The 2266-nt window shown below is 64.9% G+C and carries 1 protein-coding gene; it reads right to left on the bottom strand.

Annotated features, from left to right (window positions below; genetic code table 11):
• Positions 1-121: 121 nt before the first annotated feature.
• On the bottom strand, positions 122-1582 hold the full coding sequence (gene ltrA / locus LR394_RS40965; protein WP_407937223.1) for a group II intron reverse transcriptase/maturase: 1461 nt from the start codon (positions 1580-1582) through the stop codon (positions 122-124).
• Positions 1583-2266 lie beyond the last annotated feature (684 nt).

Genomic DNA, 2266 nt, shown 5'->3' with positions numbered 1-2266 from the left:
GTAAAGTCGGCCCAGGGACGCGGTGCCGACCACCCGGTGAGGGCAGTCGGTCCGTCTTCCCCGGGCCGCTTCCCGAACCCGGCGTGCACCTTTCAATGCACCGGGCTCTCCACTCGTCCCGTTAAAGACCGGAAGCGACCATCGTCGCGCCCGGTTCGGGCCAGGGCGCAGGGATCTGTTTTCCCCGATACAGGTAACGAGTGGTCGTCACCTTCTCCGGGTCGTACAGGCTCCTGCGCGAACTGGCCGGCCACCATCCGCCACCGCAGTAGATGCGCCGTAGTTGTCTCCACGTGCTCTTGCGGTGCTTTCGGCGCATCCATCGCCAGACCGTCTGCCACACGTAGTGACTCAGGTAGGAGAAGGTCGCCGAGGACACCCCCGCACGGAAGTACGCGCACCATCCCTGCAACACCAGGTTGACCCGGCGCAGCAGATCGTCAATAGGGACGGTGATCTCGATCTGTCGGCACAACATCTTCACCTTGCCCGTGACAGCCTTCACAGCCTTCTTCGATGGGTAGGTGTAGACGTAGTGCCTGGTCGTTCCTCGTTTACGGTGGCGCTGGATGCGCCACCCGAGGAAGTCCAGCCCCTCGTCGATGTGGGTGATCAGGGTTTTCCCCTCGGACAGGCGCAAACCCATCCCGGAGAGCACCTGCGCGATCTGCTCACGCAACTGCACGGCATGCTCCCTGGTGCCACGGATCATCAGACACCAGTCGTCGGCATACCGGACCAACCGGAAGTTGGCCTTACCCTGCCGATACCGTCGGGCCCTGACCCCTTCACTACTGGACGGGCCGCCGGGTTCCTGGGCGATGAACTCGTCCAGGACCGACAACGCCACGTTCGCCAGCAGCGGGGACAGGATCCCACCCTGCGGGGTCCCGGCAGTGGTCTCCCTTAGCAGCCGATCCTCACCGAGGATGCCCGCTTTCAGGAATGCCTTCACCAACCCCAGGACACGCTTGTCCCCGACACGGTCTCTCACCCGCGCCATCAGCGCGGTGTGGTCGATCTCGTCGAAGCACGCCGTGATGTCACCTTCCAGCGCCCACTCGTAGTTGCGTGGGCGACGGGCCAGGTAGTTCACCTCGGCGACCGCATCATGGGCCCGGCGCCCGGGACGGAACCCGTAGGAACACGGGAGGAAATCCGCCTCGAAAATCGGCTCCAGCACCAGTTTCAAGGACGCCTGAACAACCCGGTCCGCCACGTTCGGAATCCCCAGACGGCGCAACTTGCCACCCGCCTTCGAGATCATCCGTTCCCGAACCGGCAACGGCCGGAAACCACCGGAGCGCAACTGCTCACGCAGATCCGCAAGGAACACCCCGACGCTCTGCTGCTCGTGAACAGTCCCGACGGTCAGCCCGTCAACCCCGGCCGTCCTGGCACCCTTGTTCCCCGCCACCCGATCCCAGGCCACCATCAGGAAAGCCGGGTCAGCGACAAGGTTGAACAGATCATCGAACCTGCGATAAGGATCATCGCGGGCCCAACGGTGCAGCCCGGCCTGGATCTTCAGTACCCGCTGCTCCGCCGCAACCCGCGCGGACACCGGTTCGCCGGTATTCACCAACGATGAGCCCATTTCCGGCTCTCCTCCTGACATTCCAGCCTCCGACTGCTGCATGACAAGCTGGTCCCCTTCGCCCTGCGACCGGCTTTCCCGGCCTCCACCGGCGGGTCGTGACGCCCGCGACTACTACGAGACCTCCGCCCCACCCCGCGGCCATCGATCAGCGACGGACCTACCCACCCGAGGCAGGATGGCTTCCTGCCCGGACGGGAACCGTGAGGTGGTTCCCACGTTCACTGCGTGTTCGATCGGTCAGGGAGGCGCCCAGCTCTACTCCGGCAGCATCGCCATGGTTACGCCGCAGGCCTTCACCATGGCCTCCCCACCGATGGAACTAAACGGCTTCGGAGTCCAACCCCACCAACCCAATTCTGTAACTGCACTATCGGGATGGCAGAGTCAGTGCACTGCAGACCGGCCCAGATCCACCAGGTTTCGAGCACGGCTTCGCGCTTACGGAGCGTCAACCACTGGTTCGCTTACGCTGCACCTTCTGACCTCGCCACCAGGCCCGCACCGTCTGGCAGTACCAGCACGGCCTGGTTCGTCGGGGCCGCTTGCCACCCGGATCCGGTCGTCCTCCCGGCCAGGCTGCCCCCAGGCTTCATCAGGCCGCTGCGACGACCCGACGGGATCGGTCTCTCACCGCCCCTCGATACACACGGCGCCTCGTGGCGCACA

Source organism: Kineosporia babensis (assembly GCF_021129305.1).
GTDB classification, from domain to species: Bacteria; Actinomycetota; Actinomycetes; order Actinomycetales; family Kineosporiaceae; genus Kineosporia; species Kineosporia babensis.
The sequence above is the reverse complement of the archived record's forward strand: the minus strand, read 5'-3'. Positions and strand labels throughout refer to the sequence as shown.